Genomic DNA, 22,403 nt, shown 5'->3' on the forward strand with positions numbered 1-22,403 from the left:
CAAACGGCAGTTTTTAATGATACGCCGCCTTGTTCTAAAGCGGCCCGTCAGTGAGAGAAGAGCGTCACCGGGTGAAATGTACCGGTTTATATTCAATCCTAAGTATATGCTCACCGATGTTGGCGCCCTGAGGCGCCGTTTGTATTTGCACGAGGGTGCCGTCGGCTTTGTTGACGAAGATGGACTTTTGACTAAAGAGTTTTTCTATCTCGGCTTGGACCAAAAGTTCGATACCGTTGTCATCCAAGTCTGGATGTAAGGCGCGCATGTCTTTTATTAACTCTTTGCGAACATATTCCATGGCCGTCGCGCCATGCGACGTGGTGACGGTTCCTTCAAAGGCCTTAACAGGTTTACCCACAATCTTTTGAAAATCGCTGGCAAACGAATGCTTTCCGCCGTCTGCCGCATAACATATCAACAGCCGGACATTTTTATAGCGCGGATTTGCGGGATCAATACCCTGTGTCTTCAAATACGCAACCAACTCTTTTGCGCTGTAAGCTTTGCCATCAACCATCACTTTAGAAGGAACGCCCGCCGCTACTTCCGCAGGGCTCCGTTCTATGCCATGCGCGACAACATTCAGCCGTGTCTCGCCCTTATAGATATCCGTAAACGTATGTATTTCACCGCCTAGGACACCGAGCTCTTGCATTGTCCCCTTCATCTGCGTCATGGGCGCGCCGCTTACATCTCGACCCGCCCTTTCGGGCATTTTCCAAACACCTGCCTCATCAGGCTTGGCAACTTTCCCGCTATTGATTAGCTTCGTCGAGTCATCCGGGCTCACCACTCGCAGACTGTAGTGGACGCCATCCCCTGCGTCAGGCTTTGCGGCAACAAAATACTTGATACCTCCCAACTCAATTTCTCTAACGCCCGGCTGGGTCAGAGGTATGGTAGCCATAGCGCCCCTGAATTGTTCTGCCCCCTTGGCTGCCCCCTTGGAAGCGCTCGATGTCCATTTCAGCCCCTGCACGCCACCTTCCCATTTAATTCCTGCAACACCCGGTTTGAAGGTGTAGCTGGCGAAGTTTGTCGACAGTTTCAAAAACTTTGGAATCACGCGTTTAATCATCTGGAAACCGGCCCTCACTACACCTGCGGCGGCTTTTTCAACGGGCATCATGAATGTCAGGATATCTATCCATATTTGTGCGATCCCTTCGATTGGGCGACCGTCAATAATTGCCTCGATTCCGCGCCAGAAAGGCACAAAACCTTTGAGCAATTGGCGACGTTTCTCCCTGTCCTCTTTGAAAGTCTGATAGTTCTCCCTGTCCTTTTTTTCGGATTCGGTGACCCGCTCCGGGTCTTCTTCCGCCATCAGCAGCAAATCCAGGTCCTTCGCATAAAACAGTTTTTGGGATACGGCGGTCCCGATCTGATTGCTTCGCTCTAAGAAGGATGCCTGCGGGCTGGCGCTTCCCTCTGCGTCTTCCGGTGCCGCAGGCCATTTCGCCAGCGGCTCCAACGTATGAAGCTGTGCTGAAAAAGGCGTATTGTCCAATGCCGCGCCAGGTCGGTGATCCACCCTTGGCTGATACCGGCCGTCTTGAATATTCGGCCTTTCCCAAGCAGTGAACACACTGGAATAACTGCCATCGGATAATTTTTGCTTCCCGATAACGTCGTTGCCGTTGAAGAGTTTGATGAAGTCATCACGCTTGGTGGCAGTTCCCCGTTCAGGGGCAATTTGATAAACCGTTGTCTTTCCCTTGTGAACCGTTTTAATCAAGAATTCGGTGCGTTCAAGCTCACCGCCCTCTCCCGGCGCCTTCATTGCGTACACTTCGACTTCACCCTGCCCGATGGCTATCCGATCCGGCAATGGAAGCGTAGCGACCAACTGTTGGATGATCGTGCCATAAGCGGCTTTTTTGGACGCTAGATCAACTTTAAAGTCTTCCGCAAACTTTTTGTCATCATAGAGCGCCACCGGGTATTTTGGATTATCCGGATCGGCATGGCCCTTGATGGGCGATACGAGTTGTGTACCGATGAAGTAATTTTTTCTCATCGGCATAGGCGTGGTCAGCGTGCTGACTGCATTCGCCATTTTTTCGAAATGGAGATTCAGCGCCGTAATAGCCTCGTGAATTTCCGCTTGTGAGTAATCGGTTTTTTCTTCAAGGACTCCGTTAGCTACAGCCCACTCCAGCGCAGGACCAACGCGTGTCGCAGCAATCAACTCTTCTTGCTCAGGTGTAACGGCCGCTGCGCTCATTTTTTCCGGTAGGGCGATCAGTTCTTCCTGAGTCATTCGCTTCGAAGAACCAGGTTCCAGCGCTTCGGCAAGATTGACACCGTGTTGATAACTCACCCAACGCATTGAGCTTTTGGGGAGCTCTGATGAGGACTCCCTTGATGTAACGTTGGGCTTGGAAATACCTCCGGATTTAGGCTGCGCTACTTCCGGTGGTCCTGGTTCGGTTCGAACGGCAGGGGATTCCACCTCGCGTCGATGACGGTTATTCGTGGGTTGCGACTCCTGTTGAATCTGCGTTGCCAGAGATTTATGCGTCGGAGAGCTGAGTAAGTTGGATTTCATCTTTCATCATCACGGGAGAGAGTTTTCGCTAAAACGGGCAGTACGCTTCGTCTTAAAGTTGTCTCCATGTGTGGCGCAGGCGTAGGAACTCGTTCCCTCGACTTGAGTGAATAAACGCGGTTCAAGCGTCCTCAGTCCACCCATTCGGTTTTAATCGCCACCACCAACCGCGTTGCAATCCAGCCGCCGCCAATAGAATCGCCAGCACCCCCAACCATTGCAGCCAGCCCAGGCGATGCCCGAAGGCGATCCAATCGACGAAGATCGCCGCAATCGGGTAGATAAACGACAGTGCACCGGTCAGGGCTGTCGGCAGTTTCTGGATCGCGCCGTACAACAACACATACATCACGCCGGTGTGCACCACGCCGAGTGTCACCAGTGCGCCCCAGGCGCTGGTCGTAGCCGGCAAGCTGTTCCAAGGCACCAGCGGCGCCAGTAACAACGCGCCGGTGGTTACCTGGATCAACGCCATCAAATGTGGCGGCACTGCTTTCAAGCGTTTGATGATCAGCGCGGCAATCGCGTACAGCAACGCTGCGCCCAGTGCCAATGCGATGCCGGTCAGGTAATCGTCGCCGGTTGTTTGATCACCATGGGCGGTAACAATCGCCAACATGCCCAGGAACGCCACGCTCAGCCACGCGAGTTTCTGCACGGTGATCTTTTCCCCTAAAAACACGGCGGCGAGCACGACCAGCATGAACGGCTGCACGTTGTACACCGCCGTACTGATGGCAATCGACGCGCGGGAATAGGATTCGAACAGCAGCAACCAGTTGCCGACAATCGCCACGCCACTGAGCATCGCCAGGCTGAGCTTGGCCCAGCTGATCAGGTCCAGACGCAGATAACCGAGCAACGCGCACACCAACAGCAACGTCAGCCCGCCGATCACACAGCGCCAGAACACCACTTCGATCACCGACACGCCGGAGACCAGGACAAACCAGCCAATGGTGCCCGAGATCAGCATGGCGGCGACCATTTCCCACGACCCGCGACGGATGGATGTATCCATGATTGAGGCTCCTCAAGTGAGGCCCAATTATGGCAATCTGGTTGAGACTGGCTCCAGCGACTAAAAAAGGCAAAAGCCTTGAGTTGCCTTTACTTATTAGGTGGACACCATGATTGACACCATTGACCAGCAACTGATCGCTGCTTTAATGGACGACTCGCGTCTGTCCCTCAAGGCCCTGGCCGGGATTACCGGGCTGTCTTCGCCGAGCGTCGGTGAACGCCTCCGGCGTCTCGAAGAGCGCGGCGTGCTGACCCACTACACCGTCGACATCGACCCCAGGCATTTCGGTTATCTGCTCCAAGCCATCGTGCGCATCCGCCCGTTGCCGGGCAAATTGCATGAGGTGGAGCGGCAGATCCAGGCGATCCCCGAGTTTACCGAGTGTGACAAGGTGACTGGGGAGGATTGCTTCATCGCACGCCTGCATGTGCGCACCATGGATCACCTGGACAGCCTGCTTGACCGGCTCAACGCCTACGCTGAAACCAACACGGCCATTGTCAAGAAAACCCCGGTGAAACGGCGTCTGCCGCCCTTGGGCGACTAGCGGCAGCAGCTTGTTGTGGGTCCTGATGTGGGGAGCGAACCGGGCTTGCCCCGCGTTGGGCTGCGAAGCGGCCCCAAATTCTGGAGAAGCGCGGTGATGCTGAAAGGGGCCGCTTCGCGCCCCAACGCGGGACAAGCCCGCTCGCCACAACAGGCCAGTTCACCAAAACAGGCCACCCAGACAAGCCCGCTCACTACAAAAGGCTACTCGTGAAGGGCCTTGGCCGCGCTCAGCAAACCTTGAAACTTGCGATAACGCGCCTTCAACACCGGCTGCTGCATTAGATCTGGTCTATACCGGACCTTGACCGGCATCCCCGCCGCCAGCAATTGTGCACCCTGCTCTATCGCCACAAACCCCAGCTTCGCCGCACCGATACACGCGCTCAATTCGCTGCCATGCAGGGTGAAGATGTCCCGCTGCAGGATATTAGCCAGCAACTGCGCCCAGTATTCACTGCGCGCCCCTCCGCCCACCAACGCGCAGGCGCCCACGTCGGCACCGGTTGATTGCACGGCACGCAACGCATCCAACAGCCCGAACCCCACGCCTTCCATCACCGCATAACCGAGCATCGCCGGTGTACAGTCATGGCCCAGGCCCATGAAACCACCGCGCAGCAGCGGGTCGTTATGCGGGGTGCGTTCACCGGCCAAGTACGGTAGGAACAACGGTGTACTAAGTGGCACTGGCTGTTCGATCGGCAACTGCGCCTGCACCTGGTCCAGCAAGGTTTGCTCATCCGCCGTTCCCGTAAGCCGCGTGACCCAACGCAGGCAACTGGCACCGGCGAGCATGGCGCCCATGGTGTACCAGCGATCAGGCAGCGCATGGCAGAAGCTGTGCACGGCACTCGCGGGATTACCGGCGGCGTGATCGGTAATCGCGACAATGGCAGCACTGGTGCCGAGGGTGATGAAGCCATCACCGGCATTGATCGCCCCGATCCCCACGGCCGCCACCGGGTTGTCACCACCGCCGCCGGCAATCACCACCGAGGGCGCCAAGCCCAGGCCTTGCGCCGTCAGCACGGCACTCGCCGCGCCGCCTTCCACCAGCCGAGGCATCTGCTCCGGCGAGAGACCCGTCGCCCGCAGCATCGGCGCGAACCACTCACGTTGCGCCACATCCAGCCACAACGTCCCCGCAGCGTCGGACATCTCGCCGATGCGCTCGCCACTCAAGCGCAAGCGCAGGTAATCCTTGGGCGACAGTACGCAATCAATGGCCTTGAACACTTCAGGCTCATGGCGTTGCAGCCACAGCAGTTTCGGCGCCGTCAGCCCGGCCATGGGCAGGCTGCCGGTGATGTCGGCAAACGCAGGACCCAACTCTTCGGCCTCGGCGATGGCACGGGAGTCGTCCCACAGGATCGCCGGGTACAACACGCGGTTGTCCGTGCCCAGCAACACCGCGCCGTGCATCTGCCCGGACAGGCCGATACAGGCCACGCGGGCAAATCCAGGATGCCCGCGCAATTCGGCCAGCGCCTGCAGGCACGCTTGCCACCAATCTTCAGGCGCCTGCTCGGACCAGCCGCTGTGACGCCGCGACACACTCAAGCGCACGCCGGCATGGGCCAGCACCGTACCGTCAAGATCCATGAGGATGGCCTTGAGTTCCGAGGTGCCGAGGTCGATGCCGAGGGAAACGGGACTGCTCATAAGGGGGTCATTCCAATCCATTACAGCCACATGAATTACGCCATTGCAGAGTCGGCGCCAGGCGCACACTGTGGGCGGGTGCGTCGGGCGACGCCATGCGCTGCAACAACAGGTTCACTGCCTGCGTGCCCAGTGCCTGGACCGGCTGCGCGATCAGGGTCAGGCGCGGCACGAAAAAATCCGCCCAGTCAAAATCATCAAAACCCACCAGGGCCATCTGCGACGGTACGTCGATCTGCGCCTCACGCAGGGCCTGCATCGCGCCGAGGGTCATCAGGTTATTGCCGGCCATGATCGCCGTGGGTGGCGCCGCCAGGCCCAGCAACTGCACCGTCGCCTGGCGCGCCGGCGCAGTATTGGAGCCGCCGTTGACCAGCAACTGCGGATCAAACGCCAACCCCGCGCCGTGCAGCGCCGCGCGGTATCCGGCAACCCGCTCATCGGTGGTGCTGAACCCCTCACGCCCGGCGATAAAGCCGATGCGCCGGTGGCCGTGTTCAATCAAGTGGGTAACCAAGGCTTGGGTGGACTGCGTGTTCTCCACCCCGACCTGGTCGAATTGCTCGCTCATCATGCGGTCCACCAACACCGCCGGGATCTGGTTGTCCCGTAGGTACTGCAGGGCCTTGGAACCGTTGGAGGGCGCCAGCACTATGCCGTCGACCCGTCGATGATGCAGCGCCGTGACCACCCGTAGCTCCTGCTCCGGGTCGTCATGGGTGTCGACAAACAGCATCATGTAGCCGTGCTTGGCGCACTCGTTTTCAATGGCGTGCACGGTTTCGCTGAAGTAATGGTTGGACAGCGCCGAAATCGCCACGCCAATCGTGCTGGTGCTTGACCGTGCCAGCGAACGCGCCAGGGTGTTGGGGATGTAGCCCAACGCCTGGATCGCTTGCTGCACCGCGTGCACCGTTGCCGGGCTGACCTTGCGGGTGCCGTTCAACACATGGGACACCGTCGACGTCGACACCCCCGCCCTGCTTGCCACGTCATCCATGGTGACCACGGCGCTGTTCCTCTCAATGAATCAATGTTGGCTCGACCAACCGCTGTACGTTGCGATGTTGTCACGGGTGATCAATTTTGGCGTGAGCAGGGTAACCGCTTCGGCCGGGGCTTTGTCATTGAGAATATCGTTGCCCACGTTGACGGCGGTCTGCGCCATGGCCCAAGGGTCCTGGCTGGCCGACGCCTGGATCTGCGTGTCGGTCTTCAGCGCGTTCTCGATATCCGGCGCACCGTCCACCGAGGTGATGAGGATGCCGCTGCGCTTGAGCTGCTTGGCCGCCAGGTCGCTGCCGATGGCTTGCGGGTCGTTGATCGCGAACAGGCCGTCGATTTTCGGGAAGCGTGTGAGGTAACCCTGCATCACGTTCAGGCCACCTTCGCGGGAGCCTTTGCCGTCCTGGTCATCAGACAGCACCTTGATCTCCGGTGCGCCGGCCAGTGCCGCCTTGCAGCCTTTGACCCGGTCGGTCACGGCGGTGACCTGCGGGCCGTTCTGGATGATCACATTGCCCTTGCCGGAGAGCTTGTCCACCAGGTACTGGCACGCCAGCTTGCCGGCTTCGACGTTGTCGGTCTGCACCGTGGCGTTGACGCCCTTGGCGTCCACATCCACGGCCACCACGACGATGCCGGCATCCCGGGCTTTCTTGATCGCCGAGGCCATGGCGGACGGGTCGACGGCGTTGATCAGGATCAGGTCGACCTTGGACGAGATGAAGTTATCGATCTGCGAGAATTGCTTGCTCAGGTCATAGTCGGCCGACACCGAGGTGACCTTGACGTTGGGGTTCAGCTCCTTGGCGCGGGCGGTTGCGCCATCGGCCAGGGTCACGAAATACGGGTTGCCCAGCGAGCCCATGCTGATACCGAGGGCCTTCAACTCACGGGCTTCGACGGCTTGGGACATCAGGGCAGCCAAGGCAATGACCGGAAAGATACGTTTGAGGTTCATGCGGGTCTCTCTTGTGATTGTTGTGGGAATGAATTCAGGTCCGTGCGCCGGACTGGCGATAACGATCCAGCGCCACCGCGCCGATGATCACGATGCCCTTGATGATGTACTGCCAGATGTCCGAGACACCCAGCAGCACCAGGCCGTTGGTGAGTACCGCAATGATCAGCGCGCCGATCAGCGTGCCGCCGATGGTGCCGACACCACCGGTAAAACTGGTGCCGCCGAGGATCACCGCGGCAATCGCATCCAGCTCGTAGGATTGCCCCAGTTGCAGGCCATTGGCGGCGAACAGGCGCGACGCGCTCATCACCGCGCCCAGCCCGGCCAACGCGCCGGACATGGCGTAGACGAACAGCAGCACCTTCCACACCTTGATCCCCGACAGCCGCGCCGCTTCCGGGTTGCCACCCACCGAGTAGATCTGCACGCCCATCACGGTGCGGCGCAGGATGAACCACGACAACGCCACCACTGCCACGGCGATCACCACCAGCCAGGGCACACCGAGGATCGAGTCGTTGCCGATAAAGGCAAACGGCAGGTCCGGGTTGAACACGGTCTTGTCGTCCGCCAACAGGCGCGCCAGACCGCGCATGGCTGTGAGTGCACCGAGGGTGACGATAAACGGCGGCAGGCGCATAAAGGCGATCAGCCCGCCGTTGACCAGGCCCAGCAACAGGCCAAAGCCGATACCGGCGGCTATCCCGAACATGCCGAACTGCGGCGACATCGACGCCTGCAACGCCACCACCGCCGACGCCGCGAGGATCGCGCCCACCGACAGGTCGATGCCCGCCGTGAGGATCACAAAGGTCATGCCTGCCGCCAGCACCACGTTCACCGACGCCTGCTGGGTGATGATCGACAGGTTCTGTACCGTCAGGAAGTTCTCGCTGGCCAGGGCAAAGCCCACCAGCAGCAGGATCAGCACCGGCAACATGCCGACCGTGCGCATCAGCTCGCGGGCGCGCTCTGCCTTACCGGTTGTTGAGATATTCAATTCAGCCATGGGCCACCACCTGATCGCCACCGGTGGCGAGGTCAATAATACGTTCCTGGGAAATAGCGTCGCCGGAGGCGCCGCCGACTTCTGCAACCAACTGGCCTTCACGCATGATCAGCACGCGGTCGCAGGTGCCGATGATTTCCGGCAGCTCGCTGGAGATCACCACGATGCCGACACCGGCCTGGGCCAATTGGTTGATGATGCGGTAGATCTCGGACTTGGAGCCGATGTCGACGCCACGGGTGGGTTCGTCGAGGATCAGCACGTGCGGCTTGACCTCCAGCAGCCGCGCCAGCAGCACCTTCTGTTGGTTGCCACCGGACAACGCACCGACATTGACCTTGCCCGACGCCACGCGAATCGACAGTGACTTGATCGCCTGCGTGGCGCGCTGCGCGGCATGGGCGCGATCGAGTACCCCGCCGGCATGGGCATCCGGCACGCAGGCGCAGACATTGATGTTGTCCGCCACGCTCATGTCCAGGAACAGGCCCTGGGCCTTGCGGTCTTCGGTGAGGTAGACGACGCCGGCGCGGATCGCATCCGCCGGGGTGCGCAGTTGGGTGACAGTCTTGCCGACCACTTCCAGGGTGCCCGAGGTGCGTGGGTCGGCGCCGAAGATCAGGCGCGCCAGTTCGGTGCGCCCTGCCCCGACCAGGCCGGCGATGCCCAGCACTTCACCGGCATGCAGGTCGAAACTGCACGGGCGCACGCGCTTGCCATCGGCCATGTCGCGCACGCGCATCACCACGTTGCCGGGGTTATAGGCGGCGTGCTCCTTTTTGTAGAACCCTGACAGGTCGCGACCCACCATCATCTTCACCAGCACTTCGGCCGATAGCGCCTCGCGGGTCAGTTCGCCGATGTACTGGCCGTCGCGCAGCACCGAGACGCGGTCCGACAGCTCGTAGATCTCGGCCATGCGGTGGCTGATATAGATGATCGCCAGGCCTTGGCTGCGCAATTGTTTGATCAACGCAAACAAGCGGTCGGTCTCACGGGAGGACAGCGGCGTGGTCGGTTCGTCCATCACCAGGATCTTGGCGTGGGCGTGCAAGGCGCGGGCGATTTCCACCAATTGGCGCTCGGCAATCGACAGGCTGCTGACCCGCGTGGCCGGGGTGAACTCGGCGCCCAGGCGTTGCAGCACTTCGCTGCACCCCGCCTGCATGCCCTTGCGGTCGATGGTCCAGCCACGCCGCAGTTCACGGCCCAGGTAGATGTTCTCGGCCACGCTCAGGTTGGGGCACAGGCTCAGTTCCTGGTAGATCACGGCGATGCCGAGGGTTTTTGCGGTGGCGGGGTCGAATGTGGGGACGGGCTGGCCGGCGATGCGGATTTCACCGCCGGGGTCGGCCTGGTAGGCGCCTGAGAGGATCTTCATCAGCGTCGATTTGCCGGCGCCGTTCTCCCCCATCAAGGCGTGGATTTCGCCGGGGTAGACCTTCAGGCCGACATTCTTGAGCACGCGCAAACCGTTGAAGGTTTTGCTGATGCCCTGCATTTCAAGCAAGGGTTCAAGGCTCATGAATGAGCTCCTGGTTTTATTATTTTTGTCGTCAGTGGGCCGACTCTAATGTAGAAACATTTCCTTACGCAAGCGCTTGCGTTGCTCATTTGTCGACAGATGAAACGTTTCATCAGCCGTTAATCCGAAAAGCATCCAATTTGACCCAAAGATATTCATTTGAAGTGGGATAGCCGTTGGCCCGCCATCAAAACGCCATAATCTCTGCTATTGTCCAAGTACCTCATCTCCTCCTCGTCGCCCTCAAGCGATCTTCTGTGAGCATGCTCTGCGCCATCGTCGTTCGATGATGGCGGGCCTGAACGTCACGGAACGCCAACGCGATGGACACACCGTTACCCGAACAACCGCAATCGCGGGCTGAAAAGATCGTCGAGTTCAAGCGGCAGAAAACCCTGCTCAAGACCGGCGCCCTGCAAGACGCAATCTTCAACAGCGCGTACTTCTCCAGCATCGCCACCGATGAGAAAGGCGTAATCCAGATCTTCAATGTCGGCGCCGAACGCATGCTCGGCTATGCCGCCGCCGATGTGGTCAACCGCATCACCCCCGCCGATATCTCCGACCCCGTCGAACTGATCACCCGCGCCGCCGCCCTCAGCCTGGAACTGGATACGCCGATCACGCCGGGCTTCGAAGCGCTGGTGTTCAAGGCCTCGAGGGGTATCGAAGACATCTACGAGCTGACCTACATCCGCAAGGACGGCAGTCGCCTGTCGGCCATGGTTTCGGTGACGGCCCTGCGCAATCGGTATGACACCATCATCGGCTACCTGCTGATCGGCACCGACAACACCGCGCGCAAGCAGGAAGAAGCCGAGCGCAAAGGTTTCGAGCGGGCACTGGAAGAAAAGAACCTGGAGCTGGAGCACGCCAGCCATATGAAGTCCGAATTCCTCGCCACCATGTCCCATGAATTGCGCACGCCGTTGAACGCGGTGATCGGCTTTTCCGAAGCGCTCAAGGATGGCCTGGTCGGCGACATGAGCGAGACCCAGCGCGAATACATCGGCGACATTTTCACCAGCGGCCAGCACTTGCTGTCGTTGATCAACGACATTCTCGACCTGTCCAAGGTCGAGGCCGGCATGATGGAACTGGAACTGGAAAACGCAGAACTGGCGGGGCTGTTGGCCAACAGCCTGCTGATCGTGCGGGAAAAGGCCGCGTTGCAACGCATCCAATTGAAGCTGGAGTGTCCCGACGATCTCGGCCTTCTACAGCTGGACCTGCGCAAGACCAAACAGATCGTCTACAACCTGCTGGCCAACGCCGTAAAGTTCAGCGCCCACGGCAGCTCAGTGACGTTGACCGTGCGCCAGGTGCCTCGCGCACAGGTCGGGCAGATTCCCGGCGACTGGCCGGTGTACCGTTTTGCCTTGCCCGACAGCGCTGATCAACCGTTCCTCGAACTCAGCGTCAGCGACACTGGCATCGGGATCGCCGAGGCGGACATGGACAAGCTGTTCAAGGCGTTCAGCCAGATCGACAGCAGCCTGGCGCGCAAATTCGAAGGCACTGGCCTGGGGCTGGCGATGGTCAAGCGGTTGACCGACTTGCATGGCGGCAGCGTGGCCGTGGCCAGCCGTGAAGGCTGCGGGGCGCGGTTCGTTGCCTGGCTGCCGCTGCACCGCGCCCCGGAGGCCACATGGCCCACATCCTGATCGTTGAAGACAATGAAGCCAATATGCGCCTGGCGCGCCTGTTACTGGTCAATGCTGGCCACGACGTGCTGTGGGCCGCGGATGCGGAGACCGGCCTGACCCTGGCCCGCGAACAGCAACCGGCGCTGATCCTGATGGACATCCAGTTGCCCGGCATGGACGGCCTGGCTGCCACCGCGCTGCTCAAGCGCGACCCGCTCACGGCCCACATCCCGGTGATCGCCCTGACTGCAATGGCGATGAAAGAAGATCGCGAAAAGACCCGGCTCGCCGGTTGCGACGCCTACATCATCAAGCCACTGCGCTACAAAGAGCTGTACCAGGTGATCGATACCTTGTTGCAACAGCACACCCGCCCTCTCACATGAGTCCTCTCCATGGCCAGCCAACCCGCAACGTTGTTGATCGTTGATGATGAACCCCAGGTGCGCAAACTCCTGGAAACCCTGCTGCAACATGAGGGCTACCAGACCCTGAGCGCGAGCAGCGGCGAGGAAGCCTTGCAGTTGGTGGCCCGGCAACCGCCGGACCTGATCCTGCTGGACATCATGATGCCGGGCATGGACGGCTACGAGGTTGCCAGCCAGTTGAAAAACGATGAAACCACGGCGGGTATTCCGATCATCATGCTGTCGGCCCTCAGTGAACCGAGCGCCCGTGTCAGCGGGTTGCAGGCCGGTGCCGAAGAATTCATCAGCAAGCCGGTGGAACGTGTCGAGCTATGGTTGCGCGTGCGTAACCTGCTGCGGCTCAAGGAACGCGGCGACCTGGTCAGCCACTCCCGTGAGTTGGCGCAACGACAGATCGGCATGAACGTGCATGACCTGGCCCACCAGGCCCTGGAAAACGACTTGCGCCAAGCGGTGGCACGCCATGACTTCACGGTGCATTACCAACCCAAGGTCGAGGTGCTGAGCGGTCGCATCTGTGCCCTAGAAGCGCTGCTGCGCTGGGAACGGCCGGAATACGGCGCGGTATCGCCAGCAGTGTTCATACCGATCCTGGAAAGCCTCGGCTTGATCGTCCCCGTGGGGCGTTGGGTGATCGAGCAGGTCTGCCAACAGATCGCCGAGTGGCAACGCGGTGCGATTGGCGCGGTGGAGGTGTCGGTGAACGTCTCCGGCCATCAATTGATCGAAGGCGACCTGATCGCCGATATTGCGCGCACCCTTGCCCGCACCGGGGTCGAGCCGCATTGGCTGGAGGTGGAACTGACCGAGGGCTCGCTGATGGAAAACACCCAGCACACCATCGCCAGCCTGCAGCGCCTGCACGCCATGGGGGTGAAGATCTCCATCGATGACTTCGGCACCGGCTATTCGAGCCTGGCGTACCTGCGGCGGTTTCCCATCGACACGCTGAAGATCGACATCGCGTTTATCCGCGAAGTCACCAGCAACCCGCAGGACGCGGCGATCACCCGTACCATCATCGAACTGGCCCACAGCCTCAGCCTGCGGGTGGTGGCCGAAGGCGTGGAAACCCAGGCCCAACTGGCGTTCTTGAAGGAGGCCGGCTGTGATCAGATCCAAGGCTACCTGTTCAGCCGGCCGCTGCCGGTGGACACCCTGGAGCGCCTGTTGCTGGAGCGTTTAGAGAGTCCGTGAGATTTCCGCACGCAGGCACTCGATCAAGCCCCGGTGGGTGGTGCATTTCTGTGCCAGCCCGCATCTGGACAGTGCGATGCGGCGGTTGAAGCGGTTGGGCTCACACTTCGACCAATGGCACACTGCGCTAAAAAAGTGGGAGGGGGCTTGCCCCCGATAGCACCAGGCCAGTCAACTCATCTACAGCTGATCCACCGCAATCGGGGGCAAGCCCCCTCCCACACAGACACCGCTACGGGTCCAGCACGCCACCGCTGTAGCTGTCGGATAAGCGCGTCCCGGTGAACTTGGCGACCACCGAACTCTGGGCCACCAGGCGTTCGCGGTGGCCTGTGACCATACGGCCGGCCTGGGCGGCGTGCAGGATCACTTCGGAACACGGGTCACCGGGGCGGCCGATGATGCGTGCGAAACGCTGGCCTTCCTCCACGTAATCCCCCAGGGCTTTCTCGAACACCAGCACCCCGGCGCAAGGCGCGAGGATGGTTTCCATGCAGCCCATGTCGACCACGTCCCCCGGCCACTCGGCGATGGCGGCCACCTCGTCGATCACGCCGTTGATGCACAACCACGCCCACAGGCCGTCGGCATCCTGTTGCGCCAGCGCATCGCTGACGTCCGCCTGGCCGCGCAGCTCAATGGTCGCGGCCAGTTGCGGCGATGCATGGTTGATGATGGTCTCTTCAAAGGAACCATCGCCGCCCTCGTCCCAGACGATCACCAGGTCCACGCGCAAGGCCGCCGCCAACGCCAGGCCCTGGTCGGGCCAGAAGCTGCGGTGGATGTAGAGGTACGGCAGCGCTTCGTCATCGGTGTGCAGGTCCAGCACCAGGTCGGCTTCAGCGGCCAGTTGCACCAGGCGTTTTTGCCACTGCGCCAGGTTGCTCGCCGGCTGCGCCATGGCCAGGGAGTGATCGAAAGCGCGGTTGAAGTTCTGCCCGGTGGCTTCATGAAAGCGCCCCAGCAAACGGCCCTGGCGGAACTGGCCGATGCCGAACGGGTTGGCCTGGGGCACCACGGTGACGTTGCCCTTGAGGCGGCCTTGGTCCTGGCACGCCTGCAAGCGTGGCAACAGCTGATGCAGGACCAGCATGCCGGCGATTTCATCCGCGTGCACACCCGCCTGCAGGTGCACCCTTGGCCCGCTGCCGTCGCCTTCGAAGCGCCAGGCGCCAATGTGCAGCGGGTTGCCGGCGTCGCCGATGACCTGCCACGAAAGGTCGTTTGCCATGCCTTGCCCTCCTCTCATTCATTAACCGCTAGAGATTGAACACACGTTCAACTAACCTGAGCGCTGTGGTGTTTCCATCAAAGGCCTGCCCATGACCGTCGACCCTCCCAAACTGCGCCGTGCCGACCCCGACGAGCGCCGCGACCTGCTGATCGCCGCCGCCCTCACCTGCCTGGCCCGCGACGGGCACGCCGGGATTTCCGTGCGCCGCATCGCCTCCGAAGCCGGTGTATCGGTGGGCTTGCTCAACCACCATTTCGGCAGCATCGACGCGCTGATTGCCGAGACCTACCACAAGCTGGCCAACGAGCTGACCACTGCCCTGTGGGAACAGGTCGAACTGGCTGACGGCGCCGCCGCACGGCTGGACGCGTTTCTCAGTGCCTCGTTCTCGCCACGGGTCATGGACCCCGACCTGCTCGGCGTGTGGGTGGTGTTCTGGAGCCTGATCCGCCACTCGCCCCACGTTAACCAGTCCCACGAAAACAGTTACCACGCCTACCTGGGGCTGATCCAACGCCTGCTGGACGACCTGGCCCGCAGTGAAAGCCTGCTGATCCACGACAGCCACCTGGCCGCCATTGGCCTATCGGCGATGCTCGACGGACTCTGGCTCGAGGGCTGCCTCAACCCCGGCACCTTCAGTCCTGCCAACGGGTTGCACATCTGCCGCTGCTGGGTACAAGGCTTGCGTCACGGTGCATTCAGCGCCGATCACATCCTGTGACACCGGCTCATCCGGCCGACCTGCGCAGCGGCGTACCGCGCCGTTCGGCGATGGCGTAGACGCCTTCGATCAGGAAGGTCAGGCACAGGTAGACGCCCGCCACCAGCAGCAGCGGCTGGTAGATCTGCAAGGTCTGCGCGCGCACCACGTTGGCCGCGCCGAGCAGGTCGACCACGGCAATGGTCGACGCCAGCGCGGTGGATTTGAGCAGCATTACCGTCTCCCCGGCCAGGGTCGGCAGCAACAGACGCATCGCCCGTGGCAAACGCACGCGCAACAAGGCTTGGCGTGGGGTCATGCCGAACGCCGAGGCGGCTTCCATCTCGCCTTTGGGCACCGCCAGCAGGCCACCGCGAATCACCTCGCCGACATAGGCGCCTACCGACAACACCAGGGCAAACACGATGTACCAGTAGCCATCGCGCAGATACGGCCACAGGAAGCTGCCACGGATCATCGGGAACTGGGCGAACAGGCTGCCCAGGCCGTAGTAGAAAATGTAGATCTGGATCAGCAACGGCGTACCGCGCAGCACGCTGGTGTAGGCCAGCGCACTGCGCGCCAGCCACTTGCGCCGCGACAACCGTGCCAGCGCCACCAGCACCGCCAGGGCAAAACCGAGTACTGCCGAAATCACCAGCAGCGACAAGGTGGTCTGCAACCCCTTGGCGATCAGCCCGGCGTAGTAGCTTATCCACTCAGGCATGTGCGCCTCACTCGACAACCGGCATCCAGCGACGGATACGGCGCTCCAGGCGCCCGGACAGGTAGTTGGAAGCCAGCGTCACCAGGTAATACAAGACGGCGGCCGCGAGGTAGAACAGCAGGTATTGGCGGGTAGACCCCGCCGCCTGCTTGGCGGTGTACAGCAGCTCGTTGGTGCCGACCACGCTGATCAAGGCACTGTCCTTGATCAGGTTGATCCACAGGTTGGACATGCCGGCCAGGGCGTACGGCGCCATGATCGGCAACGTCACCCGCCGGAACAGCCCCAGCCCGCTCAGGCCAAAAGCCCGCGCCGCTTCGATCTGCCCATGGGGGATCGCCAGGATCGCCGCGCGAAAAATCTCCGAGGCATAGGCGCCCTGCACCAGCCCCAGCACCAGGATCGCCACCAGCGGGCCGCTGATATTCACCTGGGCGAAGCCCAGCCACAGCATCAGCGCGTTGAGGCCCATGGAGCCGGCGTAGTACAGCAGCAGGATCAGCAGCAGTTCCGGCACCGCGCGAAACACCGTGGTGTAGCCGCGCATCAGCAGCGCGATGGGACGCGGCGCGCTGAGCTTGGCGCAGGCCACCACCAGGCCGATCAGCAAGCCCACCGCAAATGACCCGGCGGAGATCTGCAGGGTCATCCATAACCCCTTGAGCAACGCCTGGCCCCACCCTTGTTCGCCGAAACCGAGAAGGTCGAGCATGGTTATTCGGTCTTCTGGGCGATTTGCTGGTACGGGCTGTCACAGGTCTTGCTCACAAACGCCGGGGTATCGGTGCGCTTGCACGGGCTGACCGACAGGCCGAAATAGTGCTGTGACAGGTCGTCGTAGTCCTTGCTCACCAGCAACTCGCCGATGGCCTTGTCCAGCCGGGCCTTGAGCGCGGTGTCTTCCTTGCGCAGGCCGGCGCCGACGCCACGGCCGATGATCGGGTCGTAGGGCACGCTGGCGATGTGCGCCAGGCCGCTGGCTTCCGGGGTCTTGACCATCATGGCGATGGCGGTGTCGTCGGCCATCATGTAGTCGATACGCCCGGCGATCAGGTCGGCGTTGGCCGATTCCTGGGTGTCGTAGTACCTGAGGTCGGCGATGTTTTCGTAATACTTCTTCAGGTAATTGGCGCTGACCGTGGAGATCTGCACGCCGATCAATTTGCCCTTGAGGCCCGCCGGGGAGATCTCGACTTCACTGCCTTTTGGCCCCGCGACGCCCAGCAGGGAATCGTAGTAGGCGCGGCTGAACGCGATCTGTTTTTCGCGCTCGTCGGTCACCGACATCGACGAGAAAATCACGTCGATCTTCTTCGCCAGCAGTGAGGGAATGATGCCGTCCCACGCCACTTCCTTGATCTGGCATTCGGCTTTCATGCCTTCACAGAGCTTGTGGATCAGGTCCACCTCGAACCCGGACCACTGGCCGTTACCGCCCTTCACGGTAAACGGCGGGTAGGGTTCGGCCGCCACCGCAAACACGATGGGCTTGTCGGCCGCCCAGGTGAAACCTGCGGCCAGCATCAACACTGCACTGCTCAACCACGTTGCCATACGTTTGAATTGCATGATGTTGCCCCGTCTTTTTCTGGAGTTAGCGAGTTTGGTGCGCGTTGACGAACTGTCGGCAACGTTCACTGCGTGGGTCGAAAAACACCGCGTCCGGCGAACCGGTTTCTTCGATCATGCCTTGGTGCAGGAACGCCACTTTCGACGACACATCCCGGGCGAATGCCATTTCATGGGTGACCAGGATCATGGTGCGGCCCTCTTCGGCCAGGGAGCGGATCACCCGCAGCACTTCGCCCACCAGCTCTGGGTCGAGCGCCGAAGTGGGTTCGTCGAACAGCATGACTTTAGGGCGCATGGCCAGCGCCCGGGCAATCGCCACGCGCTGTTGCTGGCCACCGGAAAGAAAGGCCGGGTATTCATTGCGCTTGGCGGCCAGGCCGACGCGGTCGAGCAGGCTTTCTGCACGTTCGATGGCCTCGGCGCGGCTTTCGCGCAATACCTGGGTGGGGGCTTCGATGAGGTTTTCCAGCACGGTGCGGTGCGGCCACAGGTTGAAGTTCTGGAACACCATGCCCAAGGTCGAGCGGATCCGTACCAACTGCCGGGCATCCGCCACCAGGGGTGCGCCGGGGCGGCCGTAGTTGAGCTTGATGCTTTCGCCGTCTACATGAATGCTGCCCTGGTCCGGCACTTCGAGCATGTTGATGCAGCGCAGCAAGGTGCTCTTGCCCGAGCCGCTGGCGCCGATCAGCGAGATGACTTCGCCTTCGTGGGCCGTGAGGGAAATGCCCTTGAGCACTTCGATATTGCCGAAGCGCTTATGCAGGTCGATGACCTCGATCATCTTCCTGGCTGCGACAGGTTGCGCCACTTCAACCCTGGGCGCGGCGGCGATACGTGGCTCACCGGCCAGCTTGGCGACAAACTGCGCGATACGTTGGCAGGCCTGCGCCAGGCGTTCTTCGCCGAGGGTGAACGAAAGCCGCACGAAACCTTGCGCGGGCTCGCCGAAGGCCGCCGCATCCAGCACCGATACCCCCGCTTCGCGAAACAGGCGCCAGGCAAAATCCAGGGAGCCCAGGCCGGTGCCGCGCACGTCCACCAGCACGAACATCCCCGCTTGCGGCGCCCGCACCTGGATACCAGGGCAGGCACTCAGCCCGGCCACCACCAGGTCGCGGCGGCGCCGATAAATCTCGCGCATGCCCTGGGTCACTTCATCATGGGCCAGCACGGCGGCGGTGGCGGCTTCCATCACAAAGCCGGGCAAGCCGTAAAGCATGCTGAGCACCAGGGTTTCGGCATGGGCGATCAGCGCGGGCGCAGCGATGAGCCAACCGATGCGCCAACCGGTCATGGCATGGGACTTGGAGAGGCTGCCAATCACCACGCAGCGCTCGGCCATGCCCGGCAGTGCAGCGAGGCTGCGGTACTCGCCGTCGAACACCAGGCTTTCGTAGACCTCATCCACCACGACCCACAGGTCGTGGGCGATGGCCAGGTCGGCAATGGCTTGCAGCTCCTGCGGGTTGAGCACCACGCCGGTGGGGTTGTTCGGGTTGGAGAAAAAAATCGCCCGTGTGCGCGGGGTGATCGCGGCGGCGAGCAACGTGGCGTCGACGCGAAAGCCCGATTCAGGGGAACACGGCACGCGCACCAGTGTGGCGCCGCTGGCCTTGAGCGTGGCTTCGTAGGTGACGTACATCGGGTCGAGCACCAGCACCTCGTCACCGGCCTGCAACAGGCACAGCGACGTCACGAACAAGGCGTTCTGCGCACCGGCCACGGTGATGACGTTTGCGGCATCGAGCGGGCGTGCCAGCGTCTGGCTGTAGCGTGCTGCAATCGCTTCGCGCAGTGCCGGGCGGCCAGGGATTTCGGTGTAGTGGGTGTCGCCATCGCGCAAGGCGCTGACGGCAGCGTCGGTGATAAAGGACGGCGTGGCGAAATCCGGGTCGCCGACGCTGAGAATGATGATGTCTTCGCCCTGACTGGCGGCGTGGAACGCGGCGTGGTGGATGTCCCAGGCGGCTACGCCCTGCCCTGCAATTCGTTCGACGAAGGGGGAAAACCGCATGCCAGAGCCTCTCGTTCAAGAAGAAAAAGCGCTAACCCGTTCGGTTCCAAACGGGTGGATGCGGTCAACATAGTGCAAACTGAACAGTCGTTCAATGGGCATGTTTGGCCCGGTGTCGTTTATCGTCCAAAGAGGTCGTTATGGCGATTTCCGCACATTTACAACCAGCCCTTTCAAAGTCTTGGAGGGCGAGCACTGCAACTGTGGCGAGCGGGCTTGTCCCGCGTTGGGTTGCGAAGCGACCCTGGAAAGAGGAATGCGCTGAGTCAGGCACGCTTCGGCCGCGGGTTTCAGGGCTGCTTCGCAACCCAACGCAGGACAAGCCTGCTCGCCACAGGGTGCTTATCACCTGTTCTACGGGGCTGACAGTTACAGCGGGTTCATCAGGTGCCGCGCTTCATGCAAAAACCTGGACATCCCTGTCGAAGGGTCAACACTTGGGCGGGGCTAAAAATTCCGCGCCGATGGGATCTTTTATCGTGCTGGCCAGGATACGGTCGATATGCGACAGGTCTTCGAGCGTCAGGTGCCAGCCGAAGGCTTCTTGATAGCCCTTCAGCTGCTCCGGGCGGCGGGCGCCCCACAGCGCGATGGTCGGGCCTTGGTCAAGCACCCAGCGCAGAGCCAGGGCGAGCACCGACTTGCCGTGGCATTCGCGGGCGTAGCTACTCAGCGCGGCCACGGCGGCCAAGTATTGCTCGAAGCGTGGCGGCTTGAACTTGGGGTCGAGCGTACGCACATCGTCGCCGGCAAAGCGCGTGGCTGTGTGCATGCTGCCGCTGAGCAAGCCCCGGCACAGCGGGCCGTAGGCCAGGACCACCAGCGAATGCTGTTTGGCGTAGGGCAGGATGTCGCTGTCGATGGCACGTTCGAACAGGTTGTACGGTGGCTGCACCGTGGCCAGGGCGGTGTACTGGCTGAAATCGTCCATTTGCGCCGAAGAATAATTACTCACGCCAACCGCCAGGATCTTGCCCTCACGGCGCAGGCGCTCCAGTTCATCGGCGGTTTCTTCCTGGGCTACCAACGGATCGGGCCAGTGCACCTGGTACAAGTCGATGTAGTCGGTTCCCAGGCGTATCAAGGAACCTTCGAGCTCTTTGCGAATGCGCTGGGCCGTGGCGTTGCGCCGGATGGCGCCGGTGTCCCATTGCAGCCCCGCCTTGGTCGCGATCACGGCGCTGTGGCGCACGCCGCGCAAGGCCTTGCCGATCAGCTCTTCGGACAGGCCAAAGCCGTACACCGGCGCGGTGTCGATCAGGTTGATACCCACCGCCAACGCGTGCCGCAAGGTGCGCGAGGCTTGCTCGGTGTCCGCGCCGCCCCACAGGTGCCCGCCCATGGACCAGGTGCCGAGGGCGATCCGCGAGACCGCCTGTTCGATGCCGGCAATTCTGATGGTCTCAACGCGCATGAAAATATCCCGTGGCTTGCAATAGTGCTTAGAAAAACAATTACTCTAAGTCATCCACGGTTGAATCGGGCTCAACGCCGCATACAGCCGAACTCCCGCATAAGAGGCTTGAAAATGGCTGCTTTCAACCGTTCCGAACTGGCCGATCTCAACGTGTTCATGGCTATCATCCGTCGCCGCAGCTTTCGCCACGCCGCCCATGAGTTGGGCGTTACCACCTCGGCCTTGAGCCACACCATGCGCAACCTGGAAACCCGCCTGGGGGTGAAGCTGCTGTACCGCACCAGCCGTGCCGTGGAACCCACCGATGCCGGTTCGCTGCTGGCAGAAAAACTCACCCAGGGCTTTGCCACCATCAAGGACGGCCTCGACACCCTGGAGTTGTACCGCGACGCGCCCATTGGCCGGCTACGCTTGAACGTGCCACGGGACGCGGCGGTATTGCTGCTGGCGCCGATCCTCGGGGACTTCTGCACCGCCTACCCGCAACTGCGCGTGGACCTGATCGTGCAGGACCAGATGATCGACATCATCGCCGAGGGCTACGACGCCGGTATCCGCTACGGCGCCACCGTGCCCCAGGACATGGTGGCGGTGCCCTTGACCGGTGAGCTGCGCTGGATCGTGGTCGCGTCGCCCGCCTACCTGGCCCGCCGGGGCACGCCGCAGGTGCCCAAAGACCTGCTGCAACACGCCTGCATCCGCATGTACCTGGGCGACAAGACCACCTACAAGTGGGAACTGGGCAACGGCACCCGCCAGCAACGCATCGACGTGCCGGGCCACTTCAGCGCGGCTGATACCGAGACTATTGTGAATGCGGCGCTGCAAGGGGTGGGCATCGCCTACTGCCTGTCCAACCGCGTGGAACAGGAGCTCAAGGACGGCCGTCTGGTGGAGGTCATGCCCGACTGGGCCTGCCTGGGCGAGCCGTTGTGCATGTACTACCCGAGCCGACGGCAGTCGCAGCCAGGGCTGCGGCAGTTGATGGACATGATCCGGATGAAAACCATCGGCAAACAGTTGATCGAATAGGCTTCAATCCGGCGGCTCGGTAGCGTCACCCTCCTGGTCAATCAACGGCACGGTTGCATCGTCCATCAAGGAACCCGGGTCTTCGTTGCCCGGGTCATTCGGTTCTTCTTCCTCGCAGTCGTTTGCCATGACGCTCTCCTC

The 22,403-nt window shown here is 61.6% G+C and carries 20 protein-coding genes; 6 read left to right on the top strand and 14 right to left on the bottom strand.

Features of this window, described 5'->3' with window-relative positions; translation table 11 throughout:
- Nucleotides 1-64: 64 nt before the first annotated feature.
- The gene (locus M2497_RS16160; protein ID WP_248481559.1) at nucleotides 65-2,326 is read right to left on the bottom strand and encodes a hypothetical protein; all 2,262 of its coding nucleotides are present in this window, start codon (nucleotides 2,324-2,326) and stop codon (nucleotides 65-67) included.
- 349 nt (nucleotides 2,327-2,675) lie between these two features.
- On the bottom strand, nucleotides 2,676-3,575 hold the full coding sequence (locus M2497_RS16165; RefSeq protein ID WP_248481560.1) for a DMT family transporter: 900 nt from the start codon (nucleotides 3,573-3,575) through the stop codon (nucleotides 2,676-2,678).
- A 109-nt stretch (nucleotides 3,576-3,684) separates the two neighbouring features.
- Between M2497_RS16165 and M2497_RS16170 the strand changes: the two genes are divergently transcribed.
- Nucleotides 3,685-4,125: an Lrp/AsnC family transcriptional regulator gene (locus M2497_RS16170; RefSeq protein ID WP_071488330.1), complete on the top strand. Its 441-nt coding sequence runs from the start codon at nucleotides 3,685-3,687 to the stop codon at nucleotides 4,123-4,125.
- A 203-nt stretch (nucleotides 4,126-4,328) separates the two neighbouring features.
- Here M2497_RS16170 and xylB read toward each other — a convergent pair whose 3' ends face one another.
- The 5 genes from xylB to M2497_RS16195 are packed head-to-tail and all read right to left on the bottom strand — an operon-like array spanning nucleotide 4,329 to nucleotide 10,289.
- On the bottom strand, nucleotides 4,329-5,789 hold the full coding sequence (xylB, locus tag M2497_RS16175; protein ID WP_248481561.1) for a xylulokinase: 1,461 nt from the start codon (nucleotides 5,787-5,789) through the stop codon (nucleotides 4,329-4,331).
- 7 nt (nucleotides 5,790-5,796) lie between these two features.
- On the bottom strand, nucleotides 5,797-6,798 hold the full coding sequence (locus M2497_RS16180; protein ID WP_248481562.1) for a LacI family DNA-binding transcriptional regulator: 1,002 nt from the start codon (nucleotides 6,796-6,798) through the stop codon (nucleotides 5,797-5,799).
- 21 nt (nucleotides 6,799-6,819) lie between these two features.
- The gene (locus M2497_RS16185; protein ID WP_248481563.1) at nucleotides 6,820-7,752 is read right to left on the bottom strand and encodes an ABC transporter substrate-binding protein; all 933 of its coding nucleotides are present in this window, start codon (nucleotides 7,750-7,752) and stop codon (nucleotides 6,820-6,822) included.
- A 34-nt stretch (nucleotides 7,753-7,786) separates the two neighbouring features.
- Entirely contained in the window at nucleotides 7,787-8,764 is a 978-nt protein-coding gene (locus M2497_RS16190; RefSeq protein ID WP_248481565.1) for a ribose ABC transporter permease, read from the bottom strand.
- Complete coding sequence (locus M2497_RS16195) at nucleotides 8,757-10,289, bottom strand: sugar ABC transporter ATP-binding protein (protein WP_248481567.1); 1,533 nt, start codon at nucleotides 10,287-10,289, stop codon at nucleotides 8,757-8,759. The genes M2497_RS16190 and M2497_RS16195 overlap by 8 nt, the downstream gene beginning before the upstream one ends.
- Nucleotides 10,290-10,612: 323 nt before the next feature.
- Here M2497_RS16195 and M2497_RS16200 point away from each other — a divergent pair, with 323 nt between their 5' ends.
- The 3 genes from M2497_RS16200 to M2497_RS16210 are packed head-to-tail and all read left to right on the top strand — an operon-like array spanning nucleotide 10,613 to nucleotide 13,560.
- A complete protein-coding gene (locus tag M2497_RS16200; protein WP_248481569.1) occupies nucleotides 10,613-11,953 on the top strand; it encodes a PAS domain-containing sensor histidine kinase in 1,341 nt (446 codons plus the stop codon).
- Nucleotides 11,938-12,321, top strand: coding sequence for a response regulator (locus M2497_RS16205; RefSeq protein WP_058425910.1), 384 nt, complete (start codon nucleotides 11,938-11,940; stop codon nucleotides 12,319-12,321). Before M2497_RS16200 ends, M2497_RS16205 begins: the two co-directional genes overlap by 16 nt.
- A gap of 9 nt (nucleotides 12,322-12,330) precedes the next feature.
- Nucleotides 12,331-13,560: an EAL domain-containing response regulator gene (locus tag M2497_RS16210; RefSeq protein ID WP_248481571.1), complete on the top strand. Its 1,230-nt coding sequence runs from the start codon at nucleotides 12,331-12,333 to the stop codon at nucleotides 13,558-13,560.
- 232 nt (nucleotides 13,561-13,792) lie between these two features.
- Here the strand turns inward: M2497_RS16210 and M2497_RS16215 are convergent, their stop codons facing one another.
- Nucleotides 13,793-14,791, bottom strand: a complete 999-nt coding sequence (locus M2497_RS16215; RefSeq protein WP_248481573.1) for a succinylglutamate desuccinylase/aspartoacylase family protein — start codon at nucleotides 14,789-14,791, stop codon at nucleotides 13,793-13,795.
- 91 nt (nucleotides 14,792-14,882) lie between these two features.
- Here M2497_RS16215 and M2497_RS16220 point away from each other — a divergent pair, with 91 nt between their 5' ends.
- Nucleotides 14,883-15,518 carry a TetR family transcriptional regulator C-terminal domain-containing protein gene (locus M2497_RS16220; RefSeq protein ID WP_248481575.1) on the top strand — a complete coding sequence of 212 codons (636 nt, stop codon included), beginning with the start codon at nucleotides 14,883-14,885 and terminating at the stop codon, nucleotides 15,516-15,518.
- Between the two features lie 7 nt (nucleotides 15,519-15,525).
- Here the strand turns inward: M2497_RS16220 and M2497_RS16225 are convergent, their stop codons facing one another.
- The 5 genes from M2497_RS16225 to M2497_RS16250 all read right to left on the bottom strand — a co-directional run bounded on the left by M2497_RS16225 (nucleotide 15,526) and on the right by M2497_RS16250 (nucleotide 21,227).
- Entirely contained in the window at nucleotides 15,526-16,224 is a 699-nt protein-coding gene (locus M2497_RS16225) for an ABC transporter permease subunit (protein ID WP_248481578.1), read from the bottom strand.
- A gap of 7 nt (nucleotides 16,225-16,231) precedes the next feature.
- Nucleotides 16,232-16,936, bottom strand: a complete 705-nt coding sequence (locus M2497_RS16230) for an ABC transporter permease subunit (RefSeq protein ID WP_248481580.1) — start codon at nucleotides 16,934-16,936, stop codon at nucleotides 16,232-16,234.
- Between the two features lie 2 nt (nucleotides 16,937-16,938).
- A complete protein-coding gene (locus M2497_RS16235) occupies nucleotides 16,939-17,793 on the bottom strand; it encodes a transporter substrate-binding domain-containing protein (RefSeq protein ID WP_248481582.1) in 855 nt (284 codons plus the stop codon).
- A gap of 25 nt (nucleotides 17,794-17,818) precedes the next feature.
- Entirely contained in the window at nucleotides 17,819-19,813 is a 1,995-nt protein-coding gene (locus tag M2497_RS30690) for an aminotransferase class I/II-fold pyridoxal phosphate-dependent enzyme (RefSeq protein WP_282578162.1), read from the bottom strand.
- Between the two features lie 430 nt (nucleotides 19,814-20,243).
- Nucleotides 20,244-21,227: an aldo/keto reductase gene (locus M2497_RS16250; RefSeq protein ID WP_248481584.1), complete on the bottom strand. Its 984-nt coding sequence runs from the start codon at nucleotides 21,225-21,227 to the stop codon at nucleotides 20,244-20,246.
- A 114-nt stretch (nucleotides 21,228-21,341) separates the two neighbouring features.
- Between M2497_RS16250 and M2497_RS16255 the strand changes: the two genes are divergently transcribed.
- Nucleotides 21,342-22,262 carry a LysR family transcriptional regulator gene (locus M2497_RS16255; protein ID WP_248481586.1) on the top strand — a complete coding sequence of 307 codons (921 nt, stop codon included), beginning with the start codon at nucleotides 21,342-21,344 and terminating at the stop codon, nucleotides 22,260-22,262.
- Nucleotides 22,263-22,265: 3 nt separating this feature from the next.
- Here the strand turns inward: M2497_RS16255 and M2497_RS30695 are convergent, their stop codons facing one another.
- Nucleotides 22,266-22,391 carry a hypothetical protein gene (locus M2497_RS30695; RefSeq protein ID WP_282578163.1) on the bottom strand — a complete coding sequence of 42 codons (126 nt, stop codon included), beginning with the start codon at nucleotides 22,389-22,391 and terminating at the stop codon, nucleotides 22,266-22,268.
- Nucleotides 22,392-22,403: the final 12 nt, after the last annotated feature.

This window comes from Pseudomonas sp. CYM-20-01 (genome assembly GCF_023169845.1).
In the GTDB taxonomy this organism is placed as follows: Bacteria; Pseudomonadota; Gammaproteobacteria; order Pseudomonadales; family Pseudomonadaceae; genus Aquipseudomonas; species Aquipseudomonas azotoformans.

Excerpts from the sequence above, each read along its gene's own strand:
- M2497_RS16165 (WP_248481560.1), bottom strand. The coding sequence starts at position 3,575 with ATGGATACATCCATCCGTCGCGGGTCGTGGGAAATGGTCGCCGCCATG.
- M2497_RS16170 (WP_071488330.1), top strand. The coding sequence starts at position 3,685 with ATGATTGACACCATTGACCAGCAACTGATCGCTGCTTTAATGGACGAC.
- xylB (WP_248481561.1), bottom strand. The coding sequence starts at position 5,789 with ATGAGCAGTCCCGTTTCCCTCGGCATCGACCTCGGCACCTCGGAACTC.
- M2497_RS16185 (WP_248481563.1), bottom strand. The coding sequence starts at position 7,752 with ATGAACCTCAAACGTATCTTTCCGGTCATTGCCTTGGCTGCCCTGATG.
- M2497_RS16190 (WP_248481565.1), bottom strand. The coding sequence starts at position 8,764 with ATGGCTGAATTGAATATCTCAACAACCGGTAAGGCAGAGCGCGCCCGC.
- M2497_RS16195 (WP_248481567.1), bottom strand. The coding sequence starts at position 10,289 with ATGAGCCTTGAACCCTTGCTTGAAATGCAGGGCATCAGCAAAACCTTC.
- M2497_RS16200 (WP_248481569.1), top strand. The coding sequence starts at position 10,613 with ATGGACACACCGTTACCCGAACAACCGCAATCGCGGGCTGAAAAGATC.
- M2497_RS16205 (WP_058425910.1), top strand. The coding sequence starts at position 11,938 with ATGGCCCACATCCTGATCGTTGAAGACAATGAAGCCAATATGCGCCTG.
- M2497_RS16210 (WP_248481571.1), top strand. The coding sequence starts at position 12,331 with ATGGCCAGCCAACCCGCAACGTTGTTGATCGTTGATGATGAACCCCAG.
- M2497_RS16215 (WP_248481573.1), bottom strand. The coding sequence starts at position 14,791 with ATGGCAAACGACCTTTCGTGGCAGGTCATCGGCGACGCCGGCAACCCG.
- M2497_RS16220 (WP_248481575.1), top strand. The coding sequence starts at position 14,883 with ATGACCGTCGACCCTCCCAAACTGCGCCGTGCCGACCCCGACGAGCGC.
- M2497_RS16225 (WP_248481578.1), bottom strand. The coding sequence starts at position 16,224 with ATGCCTGAGTGGATAAGCTACTACGCCGGGCTGATCGCCAAGGGGTTG.
- M2497_RS16230 (WP_248481580.1), bottom strand. The coding sequence starts at position 16,936 with ATGCTCGACCTTCTCGGTTTCGGCGAACAAGGGTGGGGCCAGGCGTTG.
- M2497_RS16235 (WP_248481582.1), bottom strand. The coding sequence starts at position 17,793 with ATGCAATTCAAACGTATGGCAACGTGGTTGAGCAGTGCAGTGTTGATG.
- M2497_RS30690 (WP_282578162.1), bottom strand. The coding sequence starts at position 19,813 with ATGCGGTTTTCCCCCTTCGTCGAACGAATTGCAGGGCAGGGCGTAGCC.
- M2497_RS16250 (WP_248481584.1), bottom strand. The coding sequence starts at position 21,227 with ATGCGCGTTGAGACCATCAGAATTGCCGGCATCGAACAGGCGGTCTCG.
- M2497_RS16255 (WP_248481586.1), top strand. The coding sequence starts at position 21,342 with ATGGCTGCTTTCAACCGTTCCGAACTGGCCGATCTCAACGTGTTCATG.
- M2497_RS30695 (WP_282578163.1), bottom strand. The coding sequence starts at position 22,391 with ATGGCAAACGACTGCGAGGAAGAAGAACCGAATGACCCGGGCAACGAA.